We start from the raw sequence: 26,010 nt of genomic DNA on the forward strand, positions 1-26,010 counted from the left end.
CAAGAGGTGGCGCCCAAACCGGCGCCGAGGCCGCCGCTTGGACTCCTACTCCGCGACGAGCCTCCACCTGAATTCGAAGCACTTGCCCCACTCGGTGCGCGCCGACGAACAGGTGTCCCCACGATGCGCTCCTGACTCATACGGGTGCACGCCACGAAGACCACCGGGCCGACGGACAACATCGGACCGCATGGCCCGCGACCGGTTCATTCCCTCGAACACGTTACGCCGAACGGGTGCTGTCGGCACCTGGGCGGAGCCGCCGTCCCGGGCCGCGAGGGCGACCCGGGACGACGGCTCCGGAGCGGGCGGGAGAGGATCAGGGGATGAGCCTCCACTGGTCGATGTAGCCGACGTCGATCGCGGCGTGGTCCTGGACGCGGAGCTTCCAGGTGCCGGTCAGAGGCTGCGCGGAGGCGTCGACGGTGAAGGTCTGGTCGACGTTGTCGGCCGAGCCGCCACTGCGGTTCAGGAGCGAGTAGACCGTGCCGTTGGGGCCGACCAGGTCGACCGTCAGGTCACCCCGGTAGGTGTGGATGATCTTCACGTAGACCTGGGTGGTCGCCGAGGCGTTCCCGGTGCGGTCGGTGACGGTGATCGGGGACTCCACCGCGGAGCTGTTGTCGGGGATGTCGACGCGGGTGGAGCTGGCGTAGACGTAGGCCACCTCCCAGGAGAAGCTCACTGTGCTGCTCGCGCCGGTGGCGTCGGTGACCGTGATGCTGACGTCGCTGGTGCCGAGAGTGGTCGGGGTGCCGGAGATCAGGCCCGTGTCACTCATCGTCAGCCCGTCCGGCAGGCCGGTCGCCGTGTACGTCAGGCCCGCACCGGAGTTGGTGGTGTACGCGTCCGTCTGGAGGGACACCGCCTGCCCGACACCGCTGATCTGGTCCGCGATCGGCGCCACGTTGACGCCCAGTGCGATCCGGCTGCCCACGTTGATCGCCGCCCACGCGTCGGCCACGGCGAGGTAGGTGGGGCTGTAGGCGCCGAAGAGGTCGGCCGCCGCCTGGAGCGTGGCCGTACGGGCGCCCGCGTAGTTCGTGCTCGACGTCATGTAGGTGGTGAGGGCCCGGTACCAGACGCGTTGGGCGTTGTCGATGCCGATGCCGGTCACCGGCTGCCCGTCGTAGGTGGGGCTGTCGTAGGCGACCCCGTTCACGGTCTTCGCCCCGCTGCCCTCGGAGAGCAGGTAGAAGAGGTGGTTGGCCGGGCCCGAGGAGTAGTGGACGTCGAGGCCGCCCAGCGAGGAGCTCCAGTAGTCGCTGGACGCGCCGTCCTTGGAGGGCTTGTCCATGTAGCGCAGCGGGGTGCCGTTCCCGTTGATGTTGATCTTCTCGCCGACCAGGTAGTCCGGGACGTCGGCCGGCAGGTTCTCGTAGAACTCGACGGCGGCGGCGAAGATGTCCGAGGTGGCCTCGTTGAGGCCGCCCGACTCGCCGGAGTAGGTGAGGCCGGCGGTGGCAGCGGTGACACCGTGGCTCATCTCGTGGGCGGCCACGTCGAGCGCGGTGAGCGGGTGGGTGTTGCCCGAACCGTCGCCGTACGTCATGCAGAAGCAGCTGTCCGACCAGAAGGCGTTGACGTAGTTGTTGCCGTAGTGGGCGCGGCTGTAGGCGGCTACGCCGTCGTTGCGTATGCCGTTGCGGCCGAAGACGTTCTTGTAGAAGTCCCAGGTGGCCGCCGCACCGAAGGCGACGTCCACGCCCGCGGTCTGCCGGTTGGACGGGGTGCCGTCGCCCCAGACATCGTTGTCGTCGGTGAAGAGCGTGCCGGTGCCGGAGGTGCCCTGGTTCAGGTCGTAGGTGCGGTGTCCGGCGCGGTCGCCGTCGACGAGCTGGTACGTCGAACCGGAGAGCGTGGTGCCGAGGGGCACGGTGCCGTTGAACTGGCCGGTGCCGGTGCCGGTTTCGACGCCCTGGTACTTGAAGAGCTGCTTTCCGGTGTCCGCGTCGGTGATCACGTGGAGCTCATTGGGGGTGCCGTCGTCCTGGAAGCCGCCGACCACGGACTCCCAGGCCAGGGCGGGCTTGCCGGAGGCGGCCCAGACGACCAGACGCGGGGCGCCGTCGATCGCGGGCTGTTCGGCACCGGCCTTCGCGGCGGTGGTGAGCGCCTTGGCCTTCGCCGTCGCCGAGGAGACCTTCGCCTTGACGGACGGGACCGCGAGGCTCGCCTTCGTGGCCCGCGACACCGTGAGGCGGCCGCCGTCGTCGTGGACGATCAGGTCGCCGCCGAGGACGGGAAGGCCCGCGTAGGTGCGCTCGTAGCGGGTGTGTGTCGTACCGTCCGCGTCCTGGGACACGTCCTTGACGACCAGCTTCTCGCCGGCGCCGAGGCCGAGGGTCCTGGCGGTGTCGGGAGCCTCTGTCGCGGCGCTCTTGAGCAGCGCCGCACGCCTCGCCGGCGAGAGCTTGGCGGAGGCGGCACCGGCGTCGGGGGTGGCCAGGATCTTGGCCGGGGCGTGACCGCCGGATGCGGCCATCGCGGTGCCGTTCTGTATTCCGGCCACGAGCATCGCACTTGCCGCGGTCAGCGCCAGGGCGACGCTGTGTCTGGTGCGATGCTGATGACGGTCCTGCCGGAACATGCGTTCTCCTTCTGTGGGGTGATCGGGCCCGGTGGGGCCCGGGAGAGCGGGTCGGCCTGGTGAGGCCGTCCGGCGGCGCGCGGGTGGGTGGCACGGTACGAGGCGGGTCAGGTCCTCGCTGCCGTGCGGGGTGAAGACAGGGGTCGGACACGGGAGTTGTGTGGGACAACCTGTGTGTAGACGGTGAACTTTCGGAGAGCAGATTGACACTCGGGAACCATAAATGTCATGAGCGCATCAGAACATCGGCTTGAACTGGCGGTTGCGAGCGGCCGGTTCGAGCGGCTGAACAGCGCTTTTCGGCCGCTGCTTCCATGTGCTCCCGTGTGGTGCTTCAGGAGCCCGGAGCGAAGGAGGCGCGAGCCGCCGCTCCCCGTACGGCCGGGATCAGGTCCGCGACCCGTTCGAGCTGGTCGCGCTGGGAGGACAGGCCCAGAGCTCCGAGGCGCACGACGATGTGCCGGACGCCGGCGGTGACGTACTCTCCCAGGCGCTGCCGCACCTGGTCGGCGGAGCCGGTGACAACTGCCTGGATCTTCTCCAGCTCCTCCAGCGGCATGCCGTAGGTGGCCCGTGCGTAGCCCTCCAGTGCCCGGCGGCCGCCCTCGATGTCGTCGTCGATCCGTACCGAGACGAACACCGCGGGGGTGATGTCCTCAGCCGCACGTCCGGCATCGGCCGCCGCTCTGCGGATGTCGCGGAGGCCGGACGCGTAGTCGGCGGGGTCGGGCGGGTAGGGCAGCCAGCCGTCGTACATCAGCCCGGTGCGGGCCAGCGCCGCAGGGGTCGCGCCGCCGAGCCAGACGGGCGGGCCGTCGGCTCGGAACGGCCTGGTCGTGGGCGGGATGCCGTCGAACCGGAGGATCTCGCCGTGGAAGGCGTCGGCGCCGTCCCACAGGGCCCGCCACAGGCTGACAGTCTCGTCCAGGCGGGCGAAACGCCTGTCCCACGGCAGCTCGGACAGTGTGTAGAGGGGCCGTCCGAAGCGGCCCGGGAAGCCGGCGCCGACGGCCACGGTGAGGCGGCCTCCGGACAGCAGGTCGATCGACGCGAGGGCCTGCGCGGCCTGGACGGGACGGCGCAGGAACGGCATCAGCGCGGCCGTGCCCAGCGTCACGGTCCCGGTCGCCGGGGCGAGCGCGGCCAGCATCGAGAGCGCCTCGATACGCGGGCTGACGAGCGAGTCGTTGACGAAGAGCGAGGAGAAACCCGAGCGTTCGGCCAGGCGGCCGAGGTCGACCAGCTCGCGAGGGTCGTCGGCCGGGCCCCACTGGGCGGTTCCGGTCGGAAGCAGTACGCCGATGTCCATGCCGGCGATGCTCGCGACCGGTGTCGGTGGCGGCAATTCCCTGCGGGGAATGGCCCGGAACCGTCCGCCGGCGTTAGAACAGGCGCGTGGACTTCCCTCGTACGCTTCGCGAACGCCGTACCCGCAGTCGTCTCAGCCAACTCGACCTGGCGCTGCGGGCGGGCACCACCCAGCGGCACCTCAGCTTCATCGAGTCCGGCAGGTCCGTCCCCGGCCGGAACATGGTCGTGCGCCTGGCCGAGTCGCTGGAACTGCCGCTGCGGGAGCGCAACGAGCTGCTGCTGGCCGCCGGATTCGCACCCGCCTATCCCGAGAGCGCACTCGACGACCCGGTGCTGGCCCCCGTGCGCACGGCCATCGACCACATCCTGCGCGGGCATCTGCCGTACCCGGCACTGGTGGTGGACCGCGTCGGTGACCTGATCGCCGCGAACACCGCGTTCGACCTGATCACCGAGGGGGCGGCCGCCGACCTGGTGGGCCCGGGCACGAACATCTACCGCCTCGCCCTGCACCCCGACGGTCTGGCTCCCCGCATCCTCAACCTCGCCGAATGGGCGCGCCACATCCTGGCACGCCTCGGGCACGTGAAAGACCTGCACTCCGAACTCATCGGTTACGTTCCCGAGTTGGAGCCGTCCGACGGACTCCTGGGTTTCGCGGTTCCGCTCCGCCTGCAGTCCTCGCTCGGTGAGCTGCGCCTGATGACGACCGTGACGACCTTCGCGACCGCCGTCGACGTGACACTCGCCGAGCTGAAGCTGGAGGCGTTCCTGCCGGCCGACCCGGCGACGGCCGAGGCGCTCTCGACGGCCGCCGGATCCACCGCCTTCGCTGTCGCGGGTCAGGCACCCGGGAACCTGTAGTCGGCCTTGGTCCGGCAGAGCCTCCAGCGTCGTGTGCCCGAAGCCGAGTTCTGCCGCGGTCTGCCGGATCTGCGCGGTGATGCTGCGGGATTCGAAGGAGATGCCCTAGTCTCCCGCTGCCCCGTCATAGCGTTCGCGCGCCGCGTGGACCTCTTCGATGTGGGTCTCCGCCCAGTCCTTCACGCCTGCCACCAGGAGGCAGAGGCTGAGGCCGAGCGGGGTGAGTTCGTAGTCCACGCGGACCGGGACGGACGGGGTGACCGTGCGGGCGAGGATGCCGTCGCGTTCCAGGGAGCGCAGGGTCTGGGTGAGCATCTTGGGGCTGACGCCGGCGATCTTGCGGGCGAGCTCGCTGTAGCGCATCGGGCCGGGGGCAAGCGCGCAGACGACGAGGCTCACCCACTTGTCGCTGATCCGGTCGAGGAGCTGGTTGGTGGGGCAGGCCCGGATGAACGCGTCGTACTCCACGCGCGCCTGCTCGCGTCGCTGGGCCGCCGTCGTCGTCGGCATCGCTCACCTCTGGGGGACCTAGGCACCTTCAGGTAACTACTTACCAGAAGATAGTAACTCTTCCTAGGGTTGCGATCAGCCGAGGAGAGACCGAGGCGAGACCCGGGCGAGAACGCCCTACAGGGAGCAGGCAGTCATGCGTGCAGCAGTGGTGAACAGGTTCGGCGGGCCCGAGGTCGTGGAGGTGGTGGAGACCGAGCGGCCCGAGCCGGGCCCGCGCCAGGTGCGGATCAAGGTCGCGGCGGCCGCGTTGAACCCCGCGGACGAAGGAGTGCGAGCCGGATTCTTCGGCGGCGCGGGCAAGCGGATCGGGCTCGGCTGGGACGTCGCCGGGACCGTGGACGCGACCGGCGTCGCCACCGCCTGGGGCGTCGGCGACCAGGTGGTGGCGCTGGACCCCGGCATGGTGCGGCCGCTCGGCACCCACGCCGAGTACGTCGTCGTGGAGGCGGACGCGGTGGCCACGGCGCCGGCCACGGTGGACGCCGTGCACGCGGCGACGCTGCCGCTGAACGGGCTGACCGCCGTACAGGCCCTGGACCTGCTGGAGTTGACCGAGGGGCAGTCCCTCCTGGTCACCGGCGCGGCGGGTGCGGTCGGCGGCTTCGCCGTCCAACTGGCGGCCCACCGGGGCGTGTCGGTGACCGCACTGGCCCGCGAGGCCGACGAGGAGCTCGTACGGTCCCTGGGGGCCGCGCACTTCACGGCGGGCGACGTCGAGGCGGGGAGTTTCGACGCCGTACTGGACGCGGCGGTTCTCGGTGAGCCGGCCCTGGAGTGGGTGCGCGACGGGGGCGGCTACGTCGGTGTCCGGCCCGGGGGTGAGCCCGCGCCCGTGCGCGGGATACGGACGACCTCCGTCGCCGTGACCGCCGACGGGGCACGCCTCGCGGAGCTGGCGGGACTCGTGGACGAGGGCGTGCTGACGCTCCGGGTGGCCGAGACGTTCCCCCTGGAAGAGGCCGCCAAGGCACACGCCCGCCTCGCGGCGGGCGGGGTACGCGGGCGACTGGTGCTGGTGCCCTAGCCGGCTAGCTCTGGCGGCCGGTGGTGGTGAAGCGGCTGCGGTAGTGGGTCGGGGTGGTGCCCAGGTGGCGGGCGAAGGCACGGCGGAGGGTCTCGTCGGTGCCCAGGCCACTGTGCCGGGCGGCGGAGGTGACGCTGTGGCCGGCCAGAAGCAGCTGCTGGGCGCGGTCCAGGCGGACCCGCTCGACCCAGCGCGCCGGTGTGGTGCCCAGCTCGGCGGTGAACAGCCGGGTCAGGTGCCGGGTGCTGACGGCGGCGGACGCGGCCATGGCGGGCAGGCTGTGGTCGGCGGTCGGATCGGCGAGCACCGAGGCGACGAGCGTACGGAGCAGGTCGCTGCGGGCCGGTGGTGTGGTGATGGCCGTGGAGAACTGCGACTGGCCGCCCGGGCGTTGCAGGAACACCACCAGTTCGCGCGCGATGTCCCGCGCCACGTCCGCGCCGTGGTCGTCCTCCACCAGGGCGAGGGTGAGGTCGATGCCCGCGCTGATGCCGGCCGAGGTCACGTACCGTCCGTCGCGGATGTGGATGGCGTCCGGCTCGACCCGCACCCGGGGATACCGGCGTGCGAACGTGGCCGCGTGCCGCCAGTGGGTCGTCGCGCGCCGCCCGTCGAGCAGGCCCAGCTCACCCAGCACGAACGCCCCCGTGCACACGGAGGCGACCCGCCGCGCCCGCTCGGTGAGGTCGCGTGCCGTGGCCAGCAGCCCGTCCTCGATCGGCCGCTCGGCGAGCCGGTCGCCGCCCGCCACCAGGACCGTGTCCACCGGGCCGGCGTCGGCGGCCCGGACGGTGCCGGTCAGGGCCGGCCCGGCGGAGGTGGTGACCGTGCCGCCCGCAGGGGAGACCAGCACCAGCTCGTAGGGGTCGGCGAGCCGGCCCGCCTGGTACAGCACCTCCGAGGGACCGCTCACGTCGAGCATGGTCACCCCGTCGAAGACCACAAAGCCCACCCGATGCGCCATGTCCGAATCCGTGGTTTTCCTGGCAGCAGAGACATGGCCCAGCCTACGTCCCCCGGAGAACCCTGGAGGCACATCACCTGCACATCACCTGACCGGCACGGAGGCCGAAGAACGATGAGCGAAGAGATCGCAGGCGTACGGATCCCGGACACCGCCCTGGTGCGGGAGGCCACCGAGATGGTCCGTGACATCGCCACCCCGCTGGTGTTCGACCACTCCCGGCGGGTCTTCCTGTGGGGCTCACTGCGCGGCCGCGCCCTGGGTACGGCCTTCGACCCCGAGCTGCTGTACGTCGGCGCGATGTTCCACGACCTGGGGCTCACCAAGAGCCTGCGCCGCACCGACCGGCGCTTCGAGATCGACGGCGCCGACGAGGCCCGCGCCTTCCTGCAGGCCCGCGGCATCACCGGCGAGCCGGCCGACCGGGTCTGGACGGCCATCGCCCTGCACACCACCCCGGAGATCCCGCTGCACATGGCCCCCGAGATCGCCCTGGTCACCCGCGGGGTGGAGCTGGACGTGCTGGGCATCGGCTACCACGAGGTCACCGACGAGCAGCGCGCGGCGGTCGTCGCGGCGCATCCGCGCCCGGACTTCAAGAACCAGATCCTCGCCGCCTTCACGGAGGGGATCCAGGACCGCCCCGACACCACCTTCGGCAACGTCAAGGCCGACGTGCTCGCCCACTACGTCCCCGGCTTCCGGCGCGGTGACTTCGTCGAGGTCATCAGGACCTCCGCCTGGCCCGAGTGACCCGTGCGAGCGGGGCTGCTCAGTCCGGCGGCGGTCCGAGCAGCCCCTCCACGATGTCGTGGAGGGGACCCAGGAGGTCCTCGGGTGTGGCGTCGGCCAGGGGCCGCAGGCCCACGGCGGAGCGTACGACGGCCACCCCGACGCCGAGGGCGACCAGGAGCTCCGCCCGCAGCTCGGCGTCGGGTGCCGACGAGGCGCCGGACGCTTCGAGCACCTGCCGGCCGAACTCCTCCAGGGCCCGCCGGCGCAGCTCCGTCACCTGCTCGTCGCCGGAGTCCCGCAGCAGCATCAGCACCGGATGTTCGCCGAACTCCGCCCACGCCCCGGCCGCCAGCTGCCGGCTGAGCGCCTCGGCGAGCGCGGCCCGGTCGCGCGGGAACTCGCCCTCGCCGCCGAGGAACCGGGGCGCCGACGCCAGCGCCGCCTTGAACAGGCCCTCCTTGGAGCCGAAGTAGCGCTTGATGAGCGCCAGGTTGACCCCCGCGTCCGCGGCGACGTCCCGCAGCGTCGTACGGTCGTAGCCCAGCCGTGTGAACCGGGAGCGGGCGGCCAGGAGCAGGGCCTGCCGGGTCGCCGAGGCGTCCCGGCGCCGGGGCCCGTCGGCGGCCTGCTCTGTCACGTCGTCCGACGACACAGCGGCTCCTCTCGTCAACGCCACGACGGCCCCTTCGGCGGAACGAGGCTGCGCCACAAGGTAATCATGCGTTGACATGGTCCCGCAGTGCGGGCTACGTTGCCAAGTAATCACTTGATGACTAATCGCTTGATGGCTGACCGCTTGATGGCCGGCCGCTTGGTGATCAACGGGCCGCGTGGAAGGAACAGAGACGGTGCCTCAGCAAGCCCTCCTCGTCATGGACGTCCAGCAGGTCGTCGTCGACCGCTTTCCCGACGCCGAGTACCTGCCCCGGCTGAGCAAGGCGATCGACGCCGCCCGGGCCGGCGGCGTCCCGGTGATCTACGTGGTCGTCGGCTTCCGCCCGGGCTACCCGGAGGTCAGCGCCCGCAACAAGATGTTCCGCGGCCTCGTGGGCGCCGCGCCCCGCCCGGCCGGGGACGACCGGTCCACGCAGGTCCACCCGGACGTGGCTCCCGCGCCCGGCGAGCCGGTCGTCACCAAGCGGCGGGTCAGCGCCTTCGCCGGCAGCGACCTGGACATGGTGCTGCGGGCCGGCGGGATCGACCACCTCGTCCTCACCGGCATCGCCACCAGCGGTGTCGTGCTGTCCACCCTGCGGCAGGCCGCCGACCTGGACTTCGAGCTCACCGTGCTGTCCGACGGCTGCCTCGACTCCGACCCCGAGGTGCACCGGGTGCTCACGGAGAAGGTGTTCCCGAAGCAGGCCGAGGTCACGACCGTCGACGCGTGGGCGGCGGCACTCTGACCGCGTTCTGAACGCATTCCGACGCGGGCCGTCAGGCGAGCGTCACCTCCACCGGCAGCTTCTTGATGCCGTTCACGAAGTTCGAGCGCACCCGCGGCACCTCGCCGGCCAGGCGGATGTCGGCGAGCCGCGGGATCAGCTCCTCGAACATGATCCGGATCTCGGTGCGCGCGAGCAGGTTGCCCAGGCACAGGTGCGGGCTGCCCTTGCCGAAGGTGACGTGGTCGTTGTCCCGCCGGGCCACGTCGAAGTCGTACGGGTTCCCGAAGACCTCCTCGTCGCGGTTGCCCGAGGCGTACCACATGACGACCTTGTCGCCCTCCTTGATCTGCTTGCCGCCGAGCTCGACGTCACGGGTCGCGGTCCGGCGGAAGTGGTAGACCGGGGACGCCCAGCGCAGGAACTCCTCCACCGCCGTCGGGACCAGCGACGGGTCGTCCCGGAGCCGGGCCAGCTGCTCGGGGTGCTGGAGGAGGGCCAGCATGGAGTGGGTGATGGTGTGCCGGGTGGTCTCGTTGCCGGCCACCACCAGGAGCAGGAAGTAGTTGTCGAAGTCCTGCGCGGAGAGCGGGACCCCGTCGCGCGGGGTGGTGTTGACCAGTCTGGAGACCAGGTCGGTCCCCTCGCCGCCGCGCCGCTGCCGGGCCAGTTCCCGTCCGTACTCGAAGACTTCGAGCGAGGCGGGGGAGCGGAACGGCAGGTCGCGGTACTTCTCGCTCTCCGCGCTGTGCAGCAGGACGTCCGCGTAGTCGGGGTCGGTGTTGCCGATGATGCGGTTGCCCCAGTCGATGAGCTGCTGGTTGTCCTCCGGCGGGACGTCCAGGAGCCGGGCCAGGACGTTGATGGGGAAGTCCGCGGAGACCTCCTTCACGAAGTCGAAGGTCCCCTTGGCCAGCGCCGCGTCCAGCGTCTTCGCCGTCAGCCCGCGCAGGAAGTCCGTGTAGCTGTTGATGACCCCGGCCCCGAACTGCCGCTGGATCACGCTGCGCAGGGCACGATGCCGGACACCGTCCAGCTCCAGGATCGAGGCGCGCTTGCGGATCTGGTCCTCGTCGAGCTCCTCCAGGTTCACGAACCGGGTGGAGGTGAACGTCTCGGCGTCCCGGTCGACCCGCGCGATGTCGGCGTGCCGGGTCAGCGCCCAGAAACCGGAGTTGGGCGCCTCCTCGGGCTGCCAGTGCACCGGGTCCTGGTGGCGCAGGGTGTGGAACATCCGCCAGGGGGTCACCCCGTCGGTGAAGTTGTCGAGGTTCGCGAGGTCGACATCGGCGAGGCGCATGGCCTCGACGCCGGTGGCTGTGGTCATCGTCGGTCCTTCGAAGGTGGTCGCGGGTGGCCGCGGGTGGTCACAGGTGGTAGGCGTACTCGGTGAACTCCCAGTCGGTGACATGCCGTTGGAAGCGTTCGACCTCGTTGCGCTTGTAGGTGAGGTACGACGTGGTGAAGTCCTTGCCGAGCAGCTCGGCCAGGGCGGTGTCCGCCTCCAGCGCGTCGAGCGCGGCGGACAGGTCCATCGGGAGCACGGCCGCCTTCGTGGTGTCGTAGCCGTAGCCCTCCAGCGGGGCGGGCGGCTCCTCGCCGGCCAGGACACCGAGGAGTGCGGCGGCCGTGGTCGCGGCGATCGCCAGATACGGGTTGGCGCTCGCGTCCCCGAGCCGCAGTTCGAGCCGGGCACCTGCGCCGCGCTCGGGCGGCACGCGGACCATCGCGCTGCGGTTGTCCAGGCCCCAGTCGATCAGCCAGGGGGCGAGGGTGTCGGGTCCGAAGCGCTTGTACGAGTTGACGGTCGGGTTCAGCAGCGCGGCCAGGGCGGGCGCGTGCGCGAGGATGCCGGCGATCGCGTGCCGGGCGGTGGCCGACAGGCCGTACGCGCCGGACGGGTCGTCGAAGACGTTGCGTGCCTCCTCGCCCTCGCAGGACAGGTGCAGGTGAAAACCGGAGCCGCCTGCGTCGTTGAAGGGCTTGGCCATGAAGGTGGCGAGCCGCCCCTCGCGACGGGCCAGTTCCTTGACCGCCGCCTTGAAGCGGAACGCCCGGTCGGCCGCGGACAGGGCCTCCGAATGCAGCAGGTTGATCTCGAACTGCCCGCCGTCGAACTCGTGGTTGCCGCTCAGCACCCCGATGCGCAGGTCGCGGACCTGCCGCAGGGTGCGCAGCAGGTGGTTGTCGGGGTCGGCGCGCAGCCCGGCGGTGTAGACGACACCGGGGACGCTGCCGTAGCGCCGCCAGCCGCCGCCCGGGTCCGGCTCGCACAGGAAGTACTCCAGCTCGGGCCCGACGACCGGGCTCAGCCCGTGCTCACGGCACCGCTCCAGGACCGACCGCAGCAGGTCACGCGGCGACTCGGGGGCGGGTGACCCGGTGGCGGGATCGGTGACCTCGGCCAGACAGGCCGCCACGCCCGGCTCCCAGGGCAGCGCGACCAGGGTGGAGAGGTCCGGCCGTACGCAGACGTCCGGGAGCCCGGCGTCCAGACCACCGCTGACCGGGACCACGTCCCCCTGCGGGCTGGTGTGGTACACGGCCCGGCAGAAGGCCAGCCCGTGCTCCAGCGCCCGCGGCAGCTCCTCCACGAGCACGTCACGCGCCCGGTCCGTGCCGATCAGGTCGGGATACGTCACCCGGACGACGTCGATGCCGTCGGCGGCGAGCCGGTCCAGGTGCCGGCGGACTTCTGCATGGTCTTGATCGCTCACCGTTGTCTCCTTGGGCGGACGGACGTCGGGACACCACGAAGAGTCAGGTGGTGTGAAAGGTGAGGGCGGGGGGCCGGGGTGCGATGTGAGAGGGCCTCGGCAGCACTCCGGCCGACTGTTTGAAGCCAAACGGTAGGCAGGGGTGCACCTTGCCGCAAGAGGGCGACGCAAAGAATTTATCCATACGGATAGGTATTGACCAGGGGGTGGCGGCTGCCTACCTTGTTTGAAGCCAAACGAGTCCGGGACGCGGTCCGCCGCAACCCGTTGGCGGGGCCCGGTCGGCACGACCGGCCGGGCCCACTTCTTCTCCCTCTCTCCCTTCGCTCCCGCTCCCTCAGGAGGACCGGCCATGAAGGTCGTCGTCGACATGAACAAGTGCCAGGACCACGGCCAGTGCGTCTTCGCGGCCCCCGACGTCTTCTCCCTGGACGACGCCGGCCACCTCGTCCACGTCACCGACCCGGACGACGCGCTGCGCGACGAGGTCGAGGAAGCGGCCGACGTCTGCCCGCTCCAGGCCATCCGCATCGAGGCCTGACCGTGAACGCGCGCATCGTCGTGGCCGGCGCCTCCATGGCCGGCCTGCGCGCCGCCGAGCAACTCCGCGCGGCCGGCTGGAGCGGCGCGATCACCCTCGTCGGCGACGAACCGCACATGCCCTACAACCGGCCGCCCCTGTCCAAGGAGGTCCTGGCCGGCAGGGCCCCCTTCGAGTCCCTCGCCTTCCGGCCGCGCGCCAGCGTGTCCGACGTCGAATGGCGACTGGGCAGGACGGTGGTCACCGCGGAACTGGACGAGCGGACGGTACGGCTCGACGACGGCACCGAGCTGTCGTACGACGGGCTGGTCGTCGCCACCGGAATGCGCCCCCGGCGCCTGACCTGCCCGGGACCCAGTGCCGGCCGCCACACGGTCCGCACCCTCGACGACGCCCAGGGGCTGCGCGCGGCGCTGACCCGGCCCGGTGCCCGGGTCGTCGTGGTCGGCGCCGGGTTCATCGGCTGCGAGGTCGCCGCGACCGCGGTGGGGCTCGGAGTCGCCGAGGTGACCGTCGTCGACCCGCTGCCGCTGCCGATGGCCGGACCGCTCGGAGAGCTGCTGGGCCGGGCGCTGCTCGGGCGGCACGAGGAACGCGGGGTCCGCTTCGCGCTGGGGACCGGCGTCGCCGGGTTCACCGGAGACGACCGCGTCACCGGTGTGATCCTGAGCGACGGTTCGGTGCTGCCCGCGGACGTGGTGGTCGAGTCGGTGGGCTCGGTCGCCAACACCGAGTGGCTGGACGGCAACGGGCTCGACCTGACCGACGGCGTGCTCACCGACGCCTGCCTGCGGGCCGGCGGCCGGCCCGACGTGGTCGCGGTGGGCGATGTGGCCCGGTTCCCCAACGCCCGCTACGACGGTGTGCCGCGCCGCGTCGAGCACTGGTGCATCCCGACCGACACCGCCAAGCACGCGGCGAGGACGCTCGTCGCCGACGAGACGCCGGCGCCCTTCGCGCCGTTGCCCACCTTCTGGAGCGACCAGCACGACTTCCGGCTGCAGTCCTTCGGGGCGCCGGTCCTCGGCAAGGAGGACGTCCGTGTCCTCGACGGCGACCCGGCGGGGGACGTGCTCGTCGGCTACCACCACGACGACCGGCTCGTCGGTGTCGTCGCGCTCGGCGGCCAGGCCGCGGCCGCGTCCGCCGCCCGTTACCGCGCCGAGCTGCTGAAGCAGCCCGCCCTGACCGAGACCGTTTCCGTCTAAGGAGCCCCAAGTGACCGGTGTACGCGGCTTTTTCCACCCCAGGACGGCGAGCGGAGCGTCGTCGCTGATCCCGGCTCCGCCGTGGCGGTACTCCGGTGACCTGCTCACCGTCGAATACCGCACGGATCCCGCACGGGTGCGTGAACTGCTCCCCGAGCCGCTGGAGTTGGCCGACGAGGATCCCGGCGCGGTCGCCCTGATCTGGGCCGACTGGCAGTCCTGCTCGGCGTCCGGGGACGAACTGCTCGACCCTGTGCGTGCGCAGTACAAGGAGGCCTTCGCGGTCGTGCGCTGCAAGTACCGGGGGCAGACGTACTCGCGGTGCGTCTACATCTGGGTCGACAAGGACTTCGCGATCGCCCGTGGGCTGCACCAGGGGTATCCCAAGAAGCTCGGGTCGATTCACCAGACGCGGCCGCACCCGTACGGGCCCGCTCCCCGGATCGAGGCCGGGGCGAGGTTCGGCGCGACGCTGGCCGCGGCCGACCGGCGGCTGGCCCAGGCGGTGGTGACGCTGCGGGAGCCGTCCGGGACGAACGGGTTCGTCAACGGGCATCCGATGGCTCATCACCGGTGGCTGCCGGCGATCGAGAAGGGCAAGGGGCTGGCTCTCGACGAGTTGATCGAGTCGGGGGCCGCGGACTTCGAAGGGGGCCAACCGTGGGTGGGGGAGGCCGAGTTGGAGCTGTTCGAGGCGCCTACCGAGGAGCTGGCCCGGCTGGAGGTCCGGGAGCCGATCGCTGCGTATTACCGGCAGGTCGGGGTGGTGTGGGACGGCGGGCGGCTTCTTGAGTCCGGAACGTCGGGAGCGGTTGCCGAGTGAGGTGCGTGGTCGGGTGCGGGTCGTTCGTGGCTGGTCGCGCAGTTCCCCGCGCCCCTGAGTAGGTCCAGTTTCCCTCGATAATCAGGAGCCCCTCTCATGGCTGACAAAATCAACGTCGCCGGAATCCCCGTCGACACCCGGCACTGGATCGGCGGCCGACGGGTCGCCTCTGCCGAGACGTTCACCGACAGTTCGCCCATCGACGGGGAGCCGATCGGTGAGATCGCCCGCGGCGGTCCCCCCGAAGCCGCTGCCGCCGTTGCCGCTGCCCGGGACGCCTTCCCCTCCTGGGCTGCCACCCCCCGTGCCGAACGCGCTCGCCTTCTCCACGCCATCGCCGACGGGGTCGAGAAGCGCATCGAAGAGCTCGCGATCGTCGAGACCTCCGACAACGGCGCCCTCCTGCGTTCGCACCGGCGCGGAGTCATGCCCCGTGTCGCGCACAACTTCCGTTTCTTCGCGGACTGGTTGCTCCAGCTCGACCACGAGGACTTCGAGACCCGGGGCCACCGCAACCACGTCAGCTGGGACCCCGCCGGCCCCTGCGTGCTGATCACCCCGTGGAACGCCCCGCTCATGCTGGCCACCTGGAAGGTCGCCCCGGCTCTCGCCGCCGGCAACACCGTGATCCTCAAGCCCGCCGAGTGGTCCCCGCTCACCGCCTCCCTCCTCGCCGACATCGCGGCCGAGGCCAGGCTGCCGGCCGGGGTGCTCAACGTCGTGCAGGGGTACGGCGCCGAGATCGGTGATGCGCTCACGTCCCATCCGGACGTACGCCGCATCAGCTTCACCGGCTCCGTACCGACCGCCAGGCGCATCGCCGCCTCGGCCGCCGCCAACCTGACGCCCCTGAGTCTCGAACTCGGCGGCAAGTCACCCCTGTTGGTGTTCGCCGACGCCGATCTCGACCTTGCCGTCGACCTCGCCGTGGAGCAGTACGACAACGCCGGGCAGGTCTGCCTGGCCGGGACCCGCCTGCTCGTCGAGGACTCGGTCGCCGAGGAGTTCACCCGGCGGTTCGTGGCGAAGGCCGACGCGCTGCGGCAGGGCGACCCCCGTGACGAGGCCACCGACATCGGGCCGAACATCCACCCCCGTCAGCTGGAGAAGATCGACGGCTTCGTGCGGCGGGCCATCGGCGAGGGGGCGCGGGCCGTGATCGGCGGGGAGCGCCGGGACGGGCAGTTCTACGCACCGACGCTTCTCACCGATGTCGCGCAGGACAGTGAGGTCGTGCAGGAGGAGGTCTTCGGGCCCGTTCTCACCCTCCAGACCTTCGCCGACGAGGAGGAGGCGGTCCGGCTCGCGAACGACACGCGGTTCGGGCTCGCCGCCACCCTCGCCACCGGCGACCCCGAGCGGGCCGAGCGGGTCACCGCGCAGTTGGTCGCCGGCACCGTCTGGGTCAACTGCTTCTTCGTGCGTGACCTCCAGGCGCCGTTCGGCGGCTCCCGGCTCTCCGGGGTCGGGCGCGAGGGCGGCACCTGGAGCTTCGACTTCTACTGCGACCTCAAGAACACCGTCACCGCACCGAAGGGGTTCAAGGACCATGGGTGAGATCGTCGGGGCGGGGCTGCTCGCCCACGTCCCCACCATCGTGCTGCCGGAGGCCGACCGGCTGGAGCTCAACGAGGGCAAGGAGATCACCCTCGTCACCGGCCTCCGGCAACTCCGCAGGGACGTCTTCGAGCGGGACGACTACGACACCGTCGTCGTCCTCGACTCCCACTGGGCGACGACCGTCGAGTTCGTCGTCACGGCACAGCAGCGCAGGGCGGGACTGTTCACCTCCGAGGAACTGCCGCGTGGGATGTGCCGGATGCCGTACGACTTTCCCGGTGACCCCGAACTCGCCCGCAACGTGGAGAAGTTCGCCGACAAGCACGGCACCTGGATCACCGCGATCGACGACGAGTACTTGCCGATCTACTACGCGACCATCAACCTCTGGAAGTTCCTGGGCGAGGGCCTGCCCGACAAGCGGTGGGTGACCATCGGGGTATGCCAGACCGGGGACATGGAGGACCATATGCGGCTCGGGCGGGCGCTCGCCGACGGTATCGCCGCGACTCCTGGGCGGCGGGTGCTGATCATCGCCTCCGGTGCCCTCTCGCACACCTTCTGGCCGCTGCGCGAGCTGCGCGACCACGAGGCCAGCGATCCGGTGCACATCCGTACGCCGGAGGCCCGGGAGGCCGACTACGAGCGCATCGAATGGTTCAGGGAGGGCCGGCACGACAAGGTCCTCGACACCATGGACGCGTTCTGGAAGTTCAAGCCCGAGGCGAGGTTCTCGCACTACCTGATGATGGCCGGCGCCCTCGGTGAGCAGGCCTGTGCCGCCCCGGCCCGGCAGTACGGCGACTACGAGAACTCCGTCGGCACCGGCCAGGTGCACCTCTGGTTCGACCGGCCCGCCGACGGCTGGACCGGCACCGGCACGCCCGTGACCGCCGCGCCCCACCACCCGCACCGTCGTCCCTAGGAAGGCCGCCATGCCCGAATACCGCCGCATCCTCCTCGACGGCGCCGCCGTCCAGGTCACCGTCGACGGGGACGAACTCGTCGCCGGGGACGGGCGCCGCGTCAAGATCGAGGAGGCGCAGCACCTGCCGCCGGTCGTACCGTCCAAGGTGATCGCCGTCCATCTCAACCACCGCAGCCGGGTGGAGGAGTTCCGGATCGGGCTGCCCGACACCCCGACCTACTTCCACAAGCCCACCTCCGCCCTCAACTCCCACCGGGGCGCCGTCGTCCGTCCCGAGGGCTGCAAGTGGCTCAACTACGAGGGCGAGGTCGCCATCGTCATCGGGAGGACCGCGCGGAACGTCTCGCCTGCAGAGGCGGGCGAGTACATCGCCGGGTACACGGTCGCCAACGACTACGGACTGCACGACTTCCGGGACACCGACGCCGGCTCCATGCTGCGGGTGAAGGGCTCGGACACGCTGTGCCCGCTGGGCCCCGGTCTGGTCACCGACTGGGACTTCCACGGCAAGCGGCTGCGCACGTACGTCAACGGCGAGGTGGTGCAGGACGGTTCGACCGACGAGATGAAGTGGGACATGCACTACCTCGTCGCCGACATCGCCCGCACGATCACCCTCTACCCGGGCGACGTGCTGCTGTCCGGCACCCCGGCCAACTCGCGGCCCGTCCAGCCGGGCGATGTCGTCGAGGTCGAGGTGGAGGGGCTCGGGCGGCTCACCAACCACATCGTCACCGGGCCCACCCCCATCCGTACCGACGTGGGCGCCCAGCCCACCGAGTCCGAGGAAGTGCTGTCCACCGCGCTCGGCGGCGACTGGGAGTTCCGTGGCATCCGCGCGCCCCGCAGGTAGACGTCCCGGAAGGCGCCGGGAACCGGCGGGTAGGGTCGCGACCATGACCGAACCCGCCGAGACCCCCCACCGGCCCGACGATCGGCCCGTCGACCAGCGCGGCGACCGGCCCGACGACCGGTCGCGCAAGCGGCTCGGTTACGGCGAGGGGCGCGAGGCGCTGCTCAAGGCCGCGGTCCGGGTCGTCGGCGCGCGCGGGCTGCGCCACCTCACCTACCGTGCCGTCGCCGAGGAGGCCGGGGTCACCCACGGCCTCGTCGTCCACCACTTCGGCTCCCGGGACGCGCTGATCGAGGAGTCCCTCGCCTACGCCGTGCGCCTCAGCCTCAGCAGCAGCCTGCTGGAGCCCGGCACCGGGAAGCCCGAGGACTTCGTGGCCGGTCTGACGGACATGGTGGAGGACGACTCGGACGGCCAGGCGTACCAGTACGAGCTGCTCCTGGAGGCCCGCCGCAGGCCCGAGCTGCTCCCGCAGGTCCGCGAGCTCTACGACGAGTACTTCGGTGCCTCCCAGCGCGAGCTGGACCGCATCCTGCCCGGCGACGCGAGCCCCGCCTTCAACCGGCTGGTCTTCGCCGCGCTGGACGGTCTGGTGCTGCACCAGCTCACCGGCATCGGCGACCGAGCCGACACCGAGGCGGCCCTGTCCGAGCTGCGTGCCCTCCTGCGCACCCTGGGTGAGCGGCCGCCGGAGAACCGCGACTGAGCGTGCCCGTCCCGGAACCCCCCGTCGCGGTCGCGCCGGGGGGTTTGCCATGCCCTGGGCGCAGCGGTTTCCCTGGCGTAAATTCCCCTTCCCACCCCCTTGCCAGATGGATAGTTCCGGCCCACCATGAGGCAACTCGTTTGGCTCAAAACGAAAACTCTCCCTTCCCCTCAGCAGGTGATCCGAGTGGACAGTCAGACGGTCGACGCCGCCTCGCAGGCCGGAACGGGCGCCCAGCCCGCCACCACCCTCAAACGCAACGCCCTGGGTGTCCTGGGCATCCTCTTCTTCGTCCTGTCCGCCCAGGCACCGCTCACCGGTATCGCCGGCGCCGTGCCGATCGCGGTCGCCATCGGCAACGGCGCCGGCGCCCCGGCCGCCTATGCCCTCGCCGGAGCGGTGATCCTGCTGTTCTCGGTGGGCTTCGTGGCCATGGGCCGCCATGTCGTCAACGCCGGCGCCTTCTACACCTACATCGGCAAGGGGCTCGGCCGGACGACCGGCAGCGGCAGCGCCGCCGTGGCTCTGTTCGCCTACTGCACGGTCCAGGCCGCGATGTACGGGCTGTACGGGTACACGGTCAGCGGGCTCGTCGAGCACTACTCCGGCGCGCACATCGCCTGGTGGGTGTGGACCCTGGTGACCATGGTCGTGGTCCAGGTGCTGGGCGCCGCCGGGATCGAGCTGGGCGCCAAGGTCCTCGCCGTCTTCGTGCTGGCCGAGTTCAGCATCCTGCTCGCCTTCGCCCTGGTCACGTTCTTCAAGGGCGGCGGCCCCGAGGGCCTCGACTTCGGCGGTACGTTCTCGCCGAGCGCCGTGCTCCAGGGCGCGCCCGGCGTGGCCCTGATGTTCGCCGTCGCCTCGATGTTCGGCTTCGAGGCCACCGCCATCTACGGCGAGGAGGCCCGCGAGCCCCACAGGACCGTCCCCCGGGCCACCTACCTCTCGGTCGTCGTGGTCACCGGCTTCTTCGCCTTCGTGTCCTGGATGCTGGTCTCCTCGTACGGCCCCTCCAAGGTCACCGCGGCCGCGGGCAAGGCACTGTCGGGCGGCGACTCCACCGTCTTCGTCTTCGCACCCATCGCCGACCAGTTCGGCGGCTGGGTCAACGACGTCCTGCCGATCCTGCTCGCCACCTCCCTCTTCGCCGGCATCCTCGCCTTCCACAACTCCGCCAACCGCTACCTGTTCTCCCTCAGCCGCGAGGGCCTGCTGCCCGCCCGGCTGCGCACCCTCAACCACCGGCACTCGCCGTGGGCCGCGGGCCTGGTCCAGACGGCGATCGCGGTGCTGCTCGTGATGCCCTTCGCCCTCGCCGGCAAGGACCCGGTCCTCACCCTCTTCTCCTGGTTCAGCGGCGTCGGGGTCCTCGCCTGCATGCTGCTGTACTTCCTGACCTCGGTCTCGGTGATCGTCTTCTTCCGCCGCGAACGCCTCGACACCCGGCCCTGGAACACGGTGATCGCCCCGGCCCTCGGCGCCCTCGGCATCGCCGCCATGATCTGGGTCATCCTGGCCAACTTCACGACCCTCATCGGCGGCGCCACCAGCACGGCCGTCTGGCTCGTCGTCACCGTCCCCGCCGTCCTGGGTCTCGGGGCGGGCACCGCACGGCTCGTCCACCGCCGCTGACGCACCCCGCCGGGCCCGGCCCCCGCACGGCCGGGCCCCCACCCTCCGATTGGGAACACCATGCTGGACCTCACCCCCGACGAACTGACCGGCCGGGCCAAGACCCTCGACCTGCCCGCACAGCACCACATCGACGGCACCGACGAGCCGGGCGGCGGGGCGGCCTTCGCCGTCGTCTCACCCCGCGACGGTCAGCTCCTCACCCAGGTCGCCGACGCCGGGCAGGCCGAGGTCGACCACGCCGTGGCCGCCGCCCGCCGCGCCTTCGACGCCGGGCCCTGGCCCCGCCTGGCGCCCGCCGAGCGCGGCCGGATCCTGCTGCGCATGGCCGAACTCCTCGAAGAACACCGGGAGGAGCTCGCCCTCACCATCACCCTGGAGATGGGCAAGCCGATCACCGAGGCGTACGCCATCGAACTGCGCGCCGCGATCACCACGTTCCGCTGGTACGGGCAGCTGGCCGACAAACTCACCGACGAGTCCCCGCACACCGCCTCCGACGCCCTCGCCCTGGTCACCCGCGAGCCGACCGGCGTCGTCGGCGCGGTCGTCCCCTGGAACTTCCCCCTCACCCTCGCGAGCTGGAAGGTGGCCCCGGCACTCGCGGCCGGCTGCACGGTCGTCCTGAAGCCCTCCGAGTCCTCCCCGCTCTCCGCCCTGCTCCTCGGCCGGATCGGCACCGAGGCCGGACTGCCTCCAGGCGTCCTCAACGTCGTCACCGGCGACGGCCCCACGGCCGGACGGGCGATCGGCCTCCACCCCGACGTCGACGTGCTGGCCTTCACCGGCTCCACCGCCGTCGGCCGCCACTTCCTGCGCTACTCCGCCGACTCCAACCTCAAGCGGGTCTGGCTGGAGCTGGGCGGCAAGTCGCCCAACATCATCCTCCCGGACGCCCCCGACCTGGACCGGGCCGCCGCCACCGCGGCCTGGGGCATCTTCTTCAACCAGGGCGAGATGTGCACCGCGCCCTCCCGGCTCCTCGTCCACTCCTCGATCGCCGAGCGCGTCACGGACGCCATCGTGAGGCGGGCGGAGGAACTGCGGATCGGCGACCCGCTCGACCCCGCGACCGAGATGGGCGCGCTGGTCGGGGAGGCCCACCTGGAGCGCGTGCAGGGGCATGTCGCCGCCGGGCAGGAGCAGGGGGCCCGGCTGCGCACCGGCGGCGAACGCACCCTCACGGAGACCGGCGGCAGCTTTCTGCGGCCCACCGTCTTCGACCGCGTCGACTCCGGTATGCGGCTGGCCCGGGAGGAGATCTTCGGGCCGGTGCTGTCCGTCCTCGCCTTCGACGACCTGGACGAGGCGGTCCGGCTCGCCAACGCCACCGAGTACGGCCTCGCGGCCGGCCTGTGGACCTCCGACCTGTCCACCGCGCACCGGGTCTCCCGCGCCCTGAAGGCCGGCACGGTCTGGGTGAACTGCTACGAGGAGGGCGATCTGACCGTGCCGTTCGGCGGGATGAAGCAGTCCGGCAACGGCCGGGACAAGTCCGCCCACGCGATCGACAAATACACGGACCTCAAGACGACCTGGATCCAGCTGTGACCCGTCCGCACCGTCGGCTCCGTCCCCTCATCGCCGTACCCGCGCGGTTCTCCGCCACCACCTCGGCGCTGCGCTTCGCCGCCGAGGTGAACGCCCGGGCCCTGATCGAGGCCGTCTGGCGGGCCGGCGGCGAACCCGCGAGCATCCACCCCGCCGACACCGACGTGCCCGGCCGGCTCGCCCGCTTCGACGGCGTGCTGCTGCCCGGCGGCGGCGACCTCGCCCCGCACCGCTACGGGGCGACGGAGACCCACGACACGGTCTACGACGTCGACGACCTCCAGGACACCTTCGACCTCCAGGTCGCCCGCCACGCGCTGGAGTCGGGCCTGCCGCTGCTGGCGATCTGCCGGGGGCTGCAGGCCGTGAACGTGGCTCTGGGCGGCACTCTGGAGCAGGACATGGGCGGCCCGGACCGCACCCACCGGCACCTGCGCCACCCGGTGACCGTCCGTCCCGGGTCGCTCGTCGAGCAGGTGGTGGGGGAGGAGAAGGTGGACGCCTCCTGCTACCACCACCAGCGTGTGGACCGCCTCGGCACCGGACTCGCCGTCACCGCGTCCTCGGCGGACGGCACGGTCGAGGGACTGGAACTGGCCGACGCGCCGGGCTGGTTCACCGCCGTGCAGTGGCATCCCGAGGACACCGCGCACGAAGACCCGGTGCAGCAGCGTCTGTTCGACGCGTTCGTACGGGCCGCGCGGTGAGGCTCAGGCCTTCGGGCGCCGTCCGCTGCGGCGCGGCGCGGGCTCGGCGCCGTCGAGCAGTTCGCGGCGCCGCTCCTCGCCGTGGTCCTCGACCTGGAGGACGACCCGCCGCAGCAGCTCCGCGAGGGTGCGGCACTCGGCGTCGCTGAGCCCGGAGGTCACGAAGGCCTCCTCCTCGTTGAACGCCGGGAACACCCGCTGCATCAGCTCCTCGCCCTTGTCGGTGAGGCTGAGCAGCACCAGGCGCCCGTCGTCCGGATGCCCGGCGCGGCCGAGCAGCCCGCGCGACTCCAGGGTGCGCGCCACGCCGGTGAGCGTGCCCTTGGAGATCCCGGCCTCCTCCGCCACGTGCCGGGTCTCCGACTCGCCCCACACCCAGACGACCCACAGCACCACGAACGCGGTCCAGGTCAGGTCCGAGCCGCGCAGCACGGAGTTCTCCAGGTGCTGGCGGACGGCGGAGGCGGCCCGGTGGACGTTGGCCACGGCCGCCATCTGGTCCCGGCGGACCGGGATCCCGCCGAGCTTCGCCGAGGCGAGCTTCTCCGCTTCGGTGATGGACCGGTGACCGGGCACGGGTGGCTCCTTCTCGACTTTCGTTCGGCCTCAAATTATACGGTCGTACGGCACAAGCGTGCCGTCAGCGGGCGGCCGGGTGGGGCAGGTCGTGGGCCTCCAGACTGATCAGCTCCTCGGCCGTCGGTGCGGTGAGCTCGGCGACGCGCTGGGCCTGGCGTTCGGTCATCTCCTGGAAGATCTGGCGGGCGGAGCGGCCGTTGCCGAAGCCCTCACCCCGGGGCATGGCCTCGAAGAGGGAGAACAGTTCGGTACGGGCCGTGGGGGTCAGCTCGTAGCGGTGCTGCCCCGCCTGGAACTCGACGATCGACACCAGCTCGCCCGGCTCGTAGTCCTCGAAGAGGAGGGTGCGGCCGAAACGGGAGGCGAGGCCGGGGTTGGAGCCGATGAAGCGGTGCATGTCACCGGGGTAGCCGGCGGCGATGACCACCACGTCGTCGCGGTGGTCCTCCATCAGCTTGACCAGGGTCGCCACGGCCTCGGTGCCGAAGTCGTTGCCCGCGAAGGCCGGGGCCAGGGAGTAGGCCTCGTCGATGAAGAGGACGCCGCCGAGCGCCCGGTTGAAGGCGGCGGTGGTCTTCGGGCCGGTGTGGCCGACGTACTCGCCGACCAGCGCGGTGCGGTCGACCTCGATCAGGTGGCCCCGGCGGAGCAGGCCGAGGGCCTTGAGGAGGCGGCCGTAGAGGCGGGCGACCGTGGTCTTGCCGGTGCCGGGGTTGCCGGCGAACACCAGGTGGCGGCTGAGCGGCGGGGCGGGCAGCCCGGCTTCCTCGCGGCGGCGGACCGTCTGCATGAGCTTGACCAGGGAGCCGACGTCCTGCTTCACGCGGTCCAGGCCGACCAGCTCGTGGAGTTCGCCGAGCAGGTCCTCCAGGTTCTCCTCCTCCGGCTCGTCGGAGCCGTCTGCGGTCTTGGCGGCGGAAGAGGGGGAGGGGGCCGCACCCGGTCGGCCGTTCGTGGGGGCCGCGGCCGGGGTGCCGAAGGTCAGCGGGGTGCCGTCGGCGGTGCAGTCCTCCAGGACCGGCTTGGCGCCCTCGTCGGTGCCCAGCGCCTCCGCGCAGTCCCGGATCCGGCAGTGCCGGAAGACCGGGTCGGCGCCCTTGGCGACGTGCAGGGCCGGGAAACCCGCCCGGGTGACGTCGACCGAGGTGAAGGTGCCGCCCGCACCCTCGGCCAGGAACACCCCGTTCTTGCCCGGCCGGTCGATGTACAGGCCGGTCACCTCCGGTGTGGCGCCGGTCCACACGACGGCGCCGGAGCCCGCGCAGTCCTCGACCCGGCCGCCGGTCACCGTCGCCTCGGCACCCTCGTCGACCACCAGACCGGCCGCCCCCGCGCCGCTGATCCGGATCCCGGCGAGGGAGACGGCCGCCCCCTTGGCGACCTGCACGCCGATCTCCTTCGTCCCGGTCACCGTGGTGTCCGCGACCGTGCTGCCGGCGGGCGAGCCGATGCCGATCCCGGCGGCGGTCCCGGCGACCCGGCAGCCGGTGAGCGTGGCCACCGCCCGCTCCAGGACGCTGACCCCGGTCATGGCGACGTCGGTGATCCCGCAGTCGGTGAGCTCGATCCGGGCCTCGCCCGTGGCGTGCACCCCGTGCTCGGAGCCGCCCCGCACCCGGCGCCGGTGCATCGACGTCACCAACGCGGGCGGGGACGGCACCCGGCTGGAGATCCTGGACTGCTCGGGCGCCGCCAAGCAGAAGTGGGTCTTCCAGTCGGACGGCACCATCCGCTCGCTCGGCCTGTGCATGGACCTGGCCTGGGCCAACACCGCGAACGGCACCGCGATCCAGGTCGCCAAGTGCAGCGGCAACCGCGCCCAGCTGTTCTACCTCAGCGCGCAGGGCGACCTGGTCAGCGCCCTGGCCGACAAGTGCGTGGACGTCACCGACAACGGCACGGCCAACGGCACCAAGCTCCAGCTGTGGACCTGCGCCGGCACCGCCAACCAGAAGTGGCACAAGAGCTGACGGACCTGACGGCCTGACGGCCGCGGCCGGTCACCTGGTCCAGTAGCGGAGGTTGCGGAAACGGGCCTCCGCACGGCCGGAACCGTGGTTGTACACCCCGTTCTTGAAATAGCGGGTGGCCGGACCCCGGTCGGCGACGGTCAGGACCAGGGAGTCGTCGAAGTAGACCTTGACGGTCCCGGTCCCGGTGCTCGCCAGGTGGGCGATCTTGACGTTGAACCAGGTGTCGTACGCGTCCGTCCTGAGCACGGTGCCGTCGTAGCGCCGCACGGTGCCCCCTCCGGTGTCGTAGACGTCCAGCATGATGTCCGTGGCCGGGGTGCCCGAGGGGTGCACGCTGCGCAGGATCTGGACGAAGGTCGCGCCGTCGGTGCCGGACGGCAGATACACGTCGGCGTCCCACATGTGGTCGCCCGTGCTGTAGTCGACCTTCCAGCGCATCTCGGTACGCGGATCGGTGTCGCTGCCCTCCTCGAAGGGCTCGTCGGTGGCGTACACCCACATGCGCTCGACGCCCCCGCTGGAGCTGTGCCGGTCACTGAGATCGAGGTTCCACGGCTTCTGCCAGCTGTAGGTGAACGAGGTCTGCGTCCACCCGTCGGTGGGGGCGACGGCCGCGACGGCCACGGCATCGGTCAGGGGGAGCGCGGCCAGTGCTCCGGTGCCGGCTCGTAAGAAGGATCTCCGGTTCATCGACTGTCCTTTCCGGTGGAGGAGCCGAGAGAGATGACGCGACCGCAGGCAACTCCAATACATCGGAGGAGTCAAGCACTTGGGTCAAAGTTATTGATGTGAACGCGGAGCTCAAGCCTTCTTGATGGCCCAAGTCGACGTGATCCTCGCCGTGTTGAG

25 protein-coding genes are annotated in these 26,010 nt (G+C 71.4%); 15 read left to right on the plus strand and 10 right to left on the minus strand.

All coding sequences use genetic code 11. The annotated features are described in order from the left end of the window. Positions 1–319: 319 nt before the first annotated feature. Positions 320–2,590: a M4 family metallopeptidase gene (locus tag ABZ887_RS38285; RefSeq protein WP_361300374.1), complete on the minus strand. Its 2,271-nt coding sequence runs from the start codon at positions 2,588–2,590 to the stop codon at positions 320–322. 334 nt (positions 2,591–2,924) lie between these two features. After that, a complete protein-coding gene (locus ABZ887_RS38290; RefSeq protein WP_361300377.1) occupies positions 2,925–3,899 on the minus strand; it encodes an LLM class flavin-dependent oxidoreductase in 975 nt (324 codons plus the stop codon). 86 nt (positions 3,900–3,985) lie between these two features. Between ABZ887_RS38290 and ABZ887_RS38295 the strand changes: the two genes are divergently transcribed. Beyond that, positions 3,986–4,765, plus strand: a complete 780-nt coding sequence (locus tag ABZ887_RS38295) for a helix-turn-helix transcriptional regulator (RefSeq protein WP_361300380.1) — start codon at positions 3,986–3,988, stop codon at positions 4,763–4,765. A 105-nt stretch (positions 4,766–4,870) separates the two neighbouring features. Here ABZ887_RS38295 and ABZ887_RS38300 read toward each other — a convergent pair whose 3' ends face one another. Then, positions 4,871–5,275: a helix-turn-helix domain-containing protein gene (locus ABZ887_RS38300; RefSeq protein ID WP_361300383.1), complete on the minus strand. Its 405-nt coding sequence runs from the start codon at positions 5,273–5,275 to the stop codon at positions 4,871–4,873. A 136-nt stretch (positions 5,276–5,411) separates the two neighbouring features. Here ABZ887_RS38300 and ABZ887_RS38305 point away from each other — a divergent pair, with 136 nt between their 5' ends. Next, the gene (locus ABZ887_RS38305) at positions 5,412–6,302 is read left to right on the plus strand and encodes an NADP-dependent oxidoreductase (RefSeq protein WP_361300386.1); all 891 of its coding nucleotides are present in this window, start codon (positions 5,412–5,414) and stop codon (positions 6,300–6,302) included. A gap of 4 nt (positions 6,303–6,306) precedes the next feature. On the opposite strand, the gene ABZ887_RS38310 is transcribed toward ABZ887_RS38305, so the two are convergent. Further along, complete coding sequence (locus ABZ887_RS38310; protein ID WP_361300389.1) at positions 6,307–7,266, minus strand: GlxA family transcriptional regulator; 960 nt, start codon at positions 7,264–7,266, stop codon at positions 6,307–6,309. A 114-nt stretch (positions 7,267–7,380) separates the two neighbouring features. On the opposite strand from ABZ887_RS38310, the gene ABZ887_RS38315 reads away from it, so the two are divergent. Continuing rightward, complete coding sequence (locus tag ABZ887_RS38315) at positions 7,381–8,019, plus strand: HD domain-containing protein (RefSeq protein ID WP_361300392.1); 639 nt, start codon at positions 7,381–7,383, stop codon at positions 8,017–8,019. Between the two features lie 19 nt (positions 8,020–8,038). Here ABZ887_RS38315 and ABZ887_RS38320 read toward each other — a convergent pair whose 3' ends face one another. Continuing rightward, a complete protein-coding gene (locus tag ABZ887_RS38320; protein ID WP_361300395.1) occupies positions 8,039–8,653 on the minus strand; it encodes a TetR family transcriptional regulator in 615 nt (204 codons plus the stop codon). Positions 8,654–8,849: 196 nt separating this feature from the next. On the opposite strand from ABZ887_RS38320, the gene ABZ887_RS38325 reads away from it, so the two are divergent. Beyond that, positions 8,850–9,404, plus strand: a complete 555-nt coding sequence (locus ABZ887_RS38325; protein ID WP_361300398.1) for a cysteine hydrolase — start codon at positions 8,850–8,852, stop codon at positions 9,402–9,404. 31 nt (positions 9,405–9,435) lie between these two features. On the opposite strand, the gene ABZ887_RS38330 is transcribed toward ABZ887_RS38325, so the two are convergent. Together ABZ887_RS38330 and ABZ887_RS38335 are read right to left on the minus strand one after the other, a co-directional pair. After that, the gene (locus ABZ887_RS38330; protein ID WP_361300401.1) at positions 9,436–10,710 is read right to left on the minus strand and encodes a cytochrome P450; all 1,275 of its coding nucleotides are present in this window, start codon (positions 10,708–10,710) and stop codon (positions 9,436–9,438) included. Positions 10,711–10,750: 40 nt separating this feature from the next. Beyond that, the gene (locus tag ABZ887_RS38335; RefSeq protein ID WP_361300404.1) at positions 10,751–12,100 is read right to left on the minus strand and encodes a glutamine synthetase family protein; all 1,350 of its coding nucleotides are present in this window, start codon (positions 12,098–12,100) and stop codon (positions 10,751–10,753) included. 352 nt (positions 12,101–12,452) lie between these two features. Here ABZ887_RS38335 and ABZ887_RS38340 point away from each other — a divergent pair, with 352 nt between their 5' ends. The 10 genes from ABZ887_RS38340 (at position 12,453) to ABZ887_RS38385 (ending at position 22,609) form a co-directional block, all read left to right on the plus strand. Next, positions 12,453–12,641, plus strand: coding sequence for a ferredoxin (locus ABZ887_RS38340; RefSeq protein ID WP_361300407.1), 189 nt, complete (start codon positions 12,453–12,455; stop codon positions 12,639–12,641). A gap of 2 nt (positions 12,642–12,643) precedes the next feature. Next, positions 12,644–13,849 carry an FAD-dependent oxidoreductase gene (locus tag ABZ887_RS38345; RefSeq protein WP_361300410.1) on the plus strand — a complete coding sequence of 402 codons (1,206 nt, stop codon included), beginning with the start codon at positions 12,644–12,646 and terminating at the stop codon, positions 13,847–13,849. A gap of 10 nt (positions 13,850–13,859) precedes the next feature. Beyond that, entirely contained in the window at positions 13,860–14,672 is an 813-nt protein-coding gene (locus tag ABZ887_RS38350; protein WP_361300413.1) for an acetoacetate decarboxylase family protein, read from the plus strand. A gap of 96 nt (positions 14,673–14,768) precedes the next feature. Then, positions 14,769–16,229 carry an aldehyde dehydrogenase gene (locus ABZ887_RS38355; RefSeq protein WP_361300416.1) on the plus strand — a complete coding sequence of 487 codons (1,461 nt, stop codon included), beginning with the start codon at positions 14,769–14,771 and terminating at the stop codon, positions 16,227–16,229. Then, entirely contained in the window at positions 16,222–17,157 is a 936-nt protein-coding gene (locus tag ABZ887_RS38360; RefSeq protein ID WP_361300419.1) for a 3,4-dihydroxyphenylacetate 2,3-dioxygenase, read from the plus strand. Before ABZ887_RS38355 ends, ABZ887_RS38360 begins: the two co-directional genes overlap by 8 nt. Positions 17,158–17,167: 10 nt before the next feature. Continuing rightward, the gene (locus tag ABZ887_RS38365; RefSeq protein WP_361300422.1) at positions 17,168–18,013 is read left to right on the plus strand and encodes a fumarylacetoacetate hydrolase family protein; all 846 of its coding nucleotides are present in this window, start codon (positions 17,168–17,170) and stop codon (positions 18,011–18,013) included. A gap of 43 nt (positions 18,014–18,056) precedes the next feature. Then, positions 18,057–18,719: a TetR family transcriptional regulator gene (locus tag ABZ887_RS38370; RefSeq protein ID WP_361300425.1), complete on the plus strand. Its 663-nt coding sequence runs from the start codon at positions 18,057–18,059 to the stop codon at positions 18,717–18,719. Positions 18,720–18,905: 186 nt separating this feature from the next. Beyond that, complete coding sequence (locus tag ABZ887_RS38375; protein WP_361300428.1) at positions 18,906–20,351, plus strand: APC family permease; 1,446 nt, start codon at positions 18,906–18,908, stop codon at positions 20,349–20,351. 60 nt (positions 20,352–20,411) lie between these two features. Continuing rightward, positions 20,412–21,902, plus strand: a complete 1,491-nt coding sequence (locus tag ABZ887_RS38380; RefSeq protein WP_361300431.1) for an aldehyde dehydrogenase — start codon at positions 20,412–20,414, stop codon at positions 21,900–21,902. Next, on the plus strand, positions 21,899–22,609 hold the full coding sequence (locus ABZ887_RS38385) for a type 1 glutamine amidotransferase (RefSeq protein WP_361300434.1): 711 nt from the start codon (positions 21,899–21,901) through the stop codon (positions 22,607–22,609). Before ABZ887_RS38380 ends, ABZ887_RS38385 begins: the two co-directional genes overlap by 4 nt. Before the next feature lie 3 nt (positions 22,610–22,612). Here the strand turns inward: ABZ887_RS38385 and ABZ887_RS38390 are convergent, their stop codons facing one another. Continuing rightward, positions 22,613–23,185 (minus strand): MarR family winged helix-turn-helix transcriptional regulator, encoded by a 573-nt coding sequence (locus ABZ887_RS38390; RefSeq protein ID WP_361300437.1) that lies wholly within the window; start codon positions 23,183–23,185, stop codon positions 22,613–22,615. Positions 23,186–23,249: 64 nt separating this feature from the next. After that, positions 23,250–24,818 carry a right-handed parallel beta-helix repeat-containing protein gene (locus tag ABZ887_RS38395; RefSeq protein WP_361300440.1) on the minus strand — a complete coding sequence of 523 codons (1,569 nt, stop codon included), beginning with the start codon at positions 24,816–24,818 and terminating at the stop codon, positions 23,250–23,252. Between ABZ887_RS38395 and ABZ887_RS38400 the strand changes: the two genes are divergently transcribed. Next, a complete protein-coding gene (locus ABZ887_RS38400; RefSeq protein ID WP_361300443.1) occupies positions 24,718–25,158 on the plus strand; it encodes an RICIN domain-containing protein in 441 nt (146 codons plus the stop codon). The two genes, ABZ887_RS38395 and ABZ887_RS38400, sit on opposite strands and share 101 nt — an antisense overlap. A gap of 30 nt (positions 25,159–25,188) precedes the next feature. On the opposite strand, the gene ABZ887_RS38405 is transcribed toward ABZ887_RS38400, so the two are convergent. Then, positions 25,189–25,851, minus strand: a complete 663-nt coding sequence (locus ABZ887_RS38405) for a polysaccharide lyase family 7 protein (RefSeq protein WP_361300446.1) — start codon at positions 25,849–25,851, stop codon at positions 25,189–25,191. Positions 25,852–26,010: the final 159 nt, after the last annotated feature.

It is taken from the genome of Streptomyces sp. NPDC047061, assembly GCF_040643955.1.
In the GTDB taxonomy this organism is placed as follows: Bacteria; Actinomycetota; Actinomycetes; order Streptomycetales; family Streptomycetaceae; genus Streptomyces.

Coding starts and splice junctions, on each gene's coding strand:
- ABZ887_RS38355 (WP_361300416.1), top strand. CDS start 14,769: ATGGCTGACAAAATCAACGTCGCCGGAATCCCCGTCGACACCCGGCAC.
- ABZ887_RS38330 (WP_361300401.1), bottom strand. CDS start 10,710: ATGACCACAGCCACCGGCGTCGAGGCCATGCGCCTCGCCGATGTCGAC.
- ABZ887_RS38340 (WP_361300407.1), top strand. CDS start 12,453: ATGAAGGTCGTCGTCGACATGAACAAGTGCCAGGACCACGGCCAGTGC.
- ABZ887_RS38395 (WP_361300440.1), bottom strand. CDS start 24,818: ATGCACCGGCGCCGGGTGCGGGGCGGCTCCGAGCACGGGGTGCACGCC.
- ABZ887_RS38405 (WP_361300446.1), bottom strand. CDS start 25,851: ATGAACCGGAGATCCTTCTTACGAGCCGGCACCGGAGCACTGGCCGCG.
- ABZ887_RS38315 (WP_361300392.1), top strand. CDS start 7,381: ATGAGCGAAGAGATCGCAGGCGTACGGATCCCGGACACCGCCCTGGTG.
- ABZ887_RS38310 (WP_361300389.1), bottom strand. CDS start 7,266: ATGGCGCATCGGGTGGGCTTTGTGGTCTTCGACGGGGTGACCATGCTC.
- ABZ887_RS38360 (WP_361300419.1), top strand. CDS start 16,222: ATGGGTGAGATCGTCGGGGCGGGGCTGCTCGCCCACGTCCCCACCATC.
- ABZ887_RS38290 (WP_361300377.1), bottom strand. CDS start 3,899: ATGGACATCGGCGTACTGCTTCCGACCGGAACCGCCCAGTGGGGCCCG.
- ABZ887_RS38370 (WP_361300425.1), top strand. CDS start 18,057: ATGACCGAACCCGCCGAGACCCCCCACCGGCCCGACGATCGGCCCGTC.
- ABZ887_RS38305 (WP_361300386.1), top strand. CDS start 5,412: ATGCGTGCAGCAGTGGTGAACAGGTTCGGCGGGCCCGAGGTCGTGGAG.
- ABZ887_RS38285 (WP_361300374.1), bottom strand. CDS start 2,590: ATGTTCCGGCAGGACCGTCATCAGCATCGCACCAGACACAGCGTCGCC.
- ABZ887_RS38400 (WP_361300443.1), top strand. CDS start 24,718: ATGGCGACGTCGGTGATCCCGCAGTCGGTGAGCTCGATCCGGGCCTCG.
- ABZ887_RS38365 (WP_361300422.1), top strand. CDS start 17,168: ATGCCCGAATACCGCCGCATCCTCCTCGACGGCGCCGCCGTCCAGGTC.
- ABZ887_RS38380 (WP_361300431.1), top strand. CDS start 20,412: ATGCTGGACCTCACCCCCGACGAACTGACCGGCCGGGCCAAGACCCTC.
- ABZ887_RS38300 (WP_361300383.1), bottom strand. CDS start 5,275: ATGCCGACGACGACGGCGGCCCAGCGACGCGAGCAGGCGCGCGTGGAG.